Raw genomic sequence first — 4,078 nt, forward strand, 5'->3', positions numbered from 1 at the left:
CCTCCGGGCGGGCCCCATCTCCCGAGCAAGCCCGTTGGACGGGCGTTTTTGCGCGTGGCACCGGCACCCTCTGGTCGGGGGTGGTGGTGTCGCCGGATCTTCAGGCCAATCAAATACTTAAGAGGTTCTTCATGAGCATCAAGCCGCTTCACGACCGCGTTGTGGTCAAGCCGATCGAAGCCGACGAAATCTCCGCCGGCGGCATCCTGATCCCGGATTCGGCCAAGGAAAAGTCCACCAAGGGCGAAGTCGTGGCCGTCGGCCCGGGCAAGCCGCTGGACAATGGCTCGGTGCGCGCCCCGTCGCTGAAGGTCGGTGACAAGGTCATCTACGGCCAGTACGCCGGTTCGACCTACAAGGCCGAAGGCGTCGAGTACAAGGTGCTGCGCGAAGACGACGTGCTCGCCGTCATCGGCTGAGCCGCGCTCCCCCTGCTTTCGAAACAGACCCCTTTCCCGATAAAAGCGGCCGAGCATGGCTCGGCTCTACTCAGAGGTAATCGCAATGGCTGCCAAGGATATTCGTTTCGGTGAAGACGCCCGTTCGCGCATGGTGCGCGGCGTCAACGTTCTCGCCAATGCCGTCAAGGCCACCCTCGGCCCGAAGGGCCGCAACGTCGTGCTCGAGAAGAGCTTCGGCGCCCCGACCATCACCAAGGACGGCGTGTCCGTGGCCAAGGAAATCGAACTGGCTGACAAGTTCGAGAACATGGGCGCGCAGATGGTGAAGGAAGTCGCTTCGCGCACCAACGACGACGCCGGCGACGGCACCACCACCGCCACCGTGCTGGCCCAGGCCCTGATCCGCGAAGGCGCCAAGGCCGTTGCCGCCGGCATGAACCCGATGGACCTCAAGCGCGGTATCGACAAGGCCGTGGTTGCCGCCGTCGCCGAGCTGAAGAACATCTCCAAGCCCACCGCTGACGACAAGGCCATCGCCCAGGTCGGCACCATCTCGGCCAACTCGGACGAGTCGATCGGCAACATCATCGCCGAAGCGATGAAGAAGGTCGGCAAGGAAGGCGTGATCACCGTCGAGGAAGGCTCGGGCCTGGAGAACGAGCTGGACGTCGTGGAAGGCATGCAGTTCGACCGCGGCTACCTGTCCCCGTACTTCATCAACAACCAGCAGGCCCAGACCGCCGACCTGGACGACCCGTTCATCCTGCTGCACGACAAGAAGATCTCCAACGTGCGTGACCTGCTGCCGGTGCTGGAAGGCGTCGCCAAGGCAGGCAAGCCGCTGCTGATCATCGCCGAGGACATCGAAGGCGAGGCGCTGGCCACCCTGGTGGTCAACACCATCCGTGGCATCGTCAAGGTCGTGGCCGTCAAGGCACCGGGCTTCGGCGATCGTCGCAAGGCGATGCTGGAAGACATGGCCGTGCTGACCGGCGGCACCGTGATCTCCGAGGAAGTGGGCCTGTCGCTGGAAAAGGCCACCATCAAGGACCTGGGCCGCGCCAAGAAGGTGCAGGTCTCCAAGGAGAACACCACCATCATCGACGGCGCCGGCGATACCGCTGCCATCGAGTCGCGCGTCAAGCAGATCAAGACCCAGATCGAGGACACCTCCTCGGACTACGACCGCGAGAAGCTGCAGGAACGCGTGGCCAAGCTGGCCGGCGGCGTTGCCGTGATCAAGGTCGGTGCTTCGACCGAAATCGAAATGAAGGAAAAGAAGGACCGCGTCGACGACGCCCTGCACGCTACCCGTGCAGCCGTTGAGGAAGGCGTGGTCCCGGGCGGCGGCGTCGCGCTGGTGCGCGCTGTCACCGCGCTGGCGGGCCTGAAGGGCAACAACGAAGACCAGAACCACGGCATCCAGATCGCCCTGCGCGCGATGGAAGCCCCGCTGCGCGAAATCGTTGCCAACGCCGGCGAAGAGCCGTCGGTCATCGTCAACAAGGTCAAGGAAGGCACCGGCAGCTTCGGTTACAACGCTGCTTCGGGCGAGTTCGGCGACATGCTGGAATTCGGTATCCTGGACCCGACCAAGGTGACCCGTTCGGCCCTGCAGAACGCCGCTTCGATCGCTGGCCTGATGATCACCACCGAAGCGATGGTGGCCGAGGCACCGAAGAAGGACGAGCCGGCCATGGGCGCCGGTGGCATGGGCGGCATGGGTGGCATGGGCGGCATGGACTTCTAAGTCCGCCGCAGCCTCACCGCTGCTGGTAACACACAGAACCCCGCCGCAAGGCGGGGTTCTGCTTTTGTGCAGGTGGCGTGGCAGCCTGCGCCGCGGCAGCCTTCCGGCGCAGGGCAGACGGGCTGGGCGCAGCGCACCCGGATGCCGGGGGAGCCCGCCGGCGGTGGGCAGGGCGGGCTTGGGGGGCATGCGCCGCTACCTGCTGTGTGCACCGCCATGGGCAGCACCCGGATGCGCTGCGCTCAGCCCGTGCCGCCCGGCCTCATGTCCCGCTCCAGTGCGGCGGTCGTCGCTCCAGGAAGGCGCGTGGGCCCTCCAGGTAGTCGCGGCTGCCGGCGACCGCGCGGATCGCGCTGGCGCTCATCTCGCGCAGCACGCGGTCGTCATGGTCGAACGCGGCACGGGCCACCGCCAAGCTTTCGCAGACGGCCAGTGGCGCGTTGGCGCTGATGCGCTCGGCCAGCGTGATGGCCGTGGCCAGCAGCTCCGGCCCGGGCACCACCTGGTTGACCAGGCCGATCGCCTGCGCACGTGCAGCCGGCAGTTGCTCGCCGGTGAGGATCAGCTCGATGGCCAATGCACGCGGTATCGCGCGGGTCAGGCGGTACAGGCCGCCGGCGGCGGCGACCAGCCCGCGCCGGACTTCGGGCAGGCCGAAGGCGGCATGCCCGGCAGCGACGATCAGGTCGCAGGCCAGCGCGATCTCGGTGCCGCCCGCCAGCGCCAGGCCATTGACCGCGGCGATCCAGGGCTTGCGTCGGGGCTGGTGCACGAAACCGGCGAAGCCGCCGCGCGTGGTGCTCAGCGCGGCGGCCTCGCCATTGGCGATGGCCTTCAGGTCGGCGCCGGCACAGAACGCCTGATCGCCGGCACCGGTGAGGATCACGCAACGTACCTCGCTGTCCGCATCGGTCAGCTGCACCGCCTGCTCCAGGTTGAGCGCGGTGATGGCGTCGATGGCATTGCGCACCAGTGGCCGCTGCAGCGTGACCAGAGCGACGTGGGCGCCGACGAGTCGCACGCTGACCGTGCGGCCCAGCTGGATGACGGCTTCATTGTTCATCGGGGCAGGCTCCATCGGGAGTGACCGCGCGAGGTCGGCTGCAGGAGGCCGCGCCTGCCGATCGGCGCGATCTCGCTGCTGGTCAGCACCGCCAGCGTCCAGGCATCGTCGGCGGCCACTTCGGCCAGCGTGCGGGTGCCGCTGGGCGTGCGCAGGATGGCCACGCCGTGCGCGACGGAACCATCGCGGCGGTGGATGACCGTGAAGGCTTCCAGCTGGCCTTCGCCGGCCGGGCTGATTTCCAGCGGCGGCACTTCGCCGCGCCGGCTGTCCGCGATGGACTGCACGCTGCTGAAGGCCAGGTCCGGATGGCCGGGGTAGGGACGCCGGGCCAGCAGCAGTGCATGGTGCTTGGTGACGAATTCCCCCTGGCCATAGAGCAACCCGGGAAAGAACGAACGCGAAGCGCGCAGGCGCCGCACCATCGCGCAGGTGGCATGGGTCATGTAGTTGTTCAGCGGTGCGCCGAAGAAGGTCAACCCGCCGGTGACGGTGGGCTCGAAGCGCGCCGGCAACCCGAGCGCGCGGCGCGCCATCTTGGGGACGCAGGGAAAGCAGCTGTACAGCTCCATCGCTTCGAACACGCCGCCGGCAAGGTGGCGTGCGCTTTCCAGCACCGTGCTCTGGGCGTGGCTTTCCCAGTAGTGGTCGCGTGCCAGGAAGTCGCCGGGCTCGTTGGCATGCACGCCGCCCCAGATGTGCACGAGGCGTTCTTCGGGCAGGCCGGCGCGGCGCGCCAGCGCCAGGCTGGTCACCAGCACGGCCGCACCCTGGTTGACCTGCGGATTGGCGGTCATGCGCTTGGTGTACGGCCAGGCGATCCAGCGGTTCTGTTCCGATGGCGTGGTGACGTCGGCCGGGCTG

The 4,078-nt window shown here is 67.7% G+C and carries 4 protein-coding genes; 2 read left to right on the forward strand and 2 right to left on the reverse strand.

All coding sequences use genetic code 11. The features are described from left to right. The first annotated feature begins 131 nt into the window (after window positions 1–131). Both VA603_RS09280 and groL read left to right on the forward strand, forming a co-directional pair. On the forward strand, window positions 132–419 hold the full coding sequence (locus VA603_RS09280) for a co-chaperone GroES (protein WP_132863397.1): 288 nt from the start codon (window positions 132–134) through the stop codon (window positions 417–419). 85 nt (window positions 420–504) lie between these two features. Next, window positions 505–2,151 (forward strand): chaperonin GroEL, encoded by a 1,647-nt coding sequence (groL, locus tag VA603_RS09285; RefSeq protein WP_132863399.1) that lies wholly within the window; start codon window positions 505–507, stop codon window positions 2,149–2,151. A gap of 262 nt (window positions 2,152–2,413) precedes the next feature. Here the strand turns inward: groL and VA603_RS09290 are convergent, their stop codons facing one another. Together VA603_RS09290 and VA603_RS09295 are read right to left on the reverse strand one after the other, a co-directional pair. Further along, window positions 2,414–3,214 carry an enoyl-CoA hydratase-related protein gene (locus tag VA603_RS09290; protein ID WP_323438622.1) on the reverse strand — a complete coding sequence of 267 codons (801 nt, stop codon included), beginning with the start codon at window positions 3,212–3,214 and terminating at the stop codon, window positions 2,414–2,416. Further along, window positions 3,211–4,078, reverse strand: an 868-nt coding sequence (locus VA603_RS09295) for a hypothetical protein (protein WP_323438623.1), incomplete at its 5' end; no start/stop codon positions are given. The genes VA603_RS09295 and VA603_RS09290, both read right to left, overlap by 4 nt.

The organism is Stenotrophomonas capsici (assembly GCF_034961085.1).
Taxonomy (GTDB): Bacteria; Pseudomonadota; Gammaproteobacteria; order Xanthomonadales; family Xanthomonadaceae; genus Stenotrophomonas; species Stenotrophomonas capsici.

What these genes read in the sequence shown, in the direction of transcription:
- VA603_RS09280 (WP_132863397.1), top strand. Translation starts at nt 132, where the DNA reads ATGAGCATCAAGCCGCTTCACGACCGCGTTGTGGTCAAGCCGATCGAA.
- groL (WP_132863399.1), top strand. Translation starts at nt 505, where the DNA reads ATGGCTGCCAAGGATATTCGTTTCGGTGAAGACGCCCGTTCGCGCATG.
- VA603_RS09290 (WP_323438622.1), bottom strand. Translation starts at nt 3,214, where the DNA reads ATGAACAATGAAGCCGTCATCCAGCTGGGCCGCACGGTCAGCGTGCGA.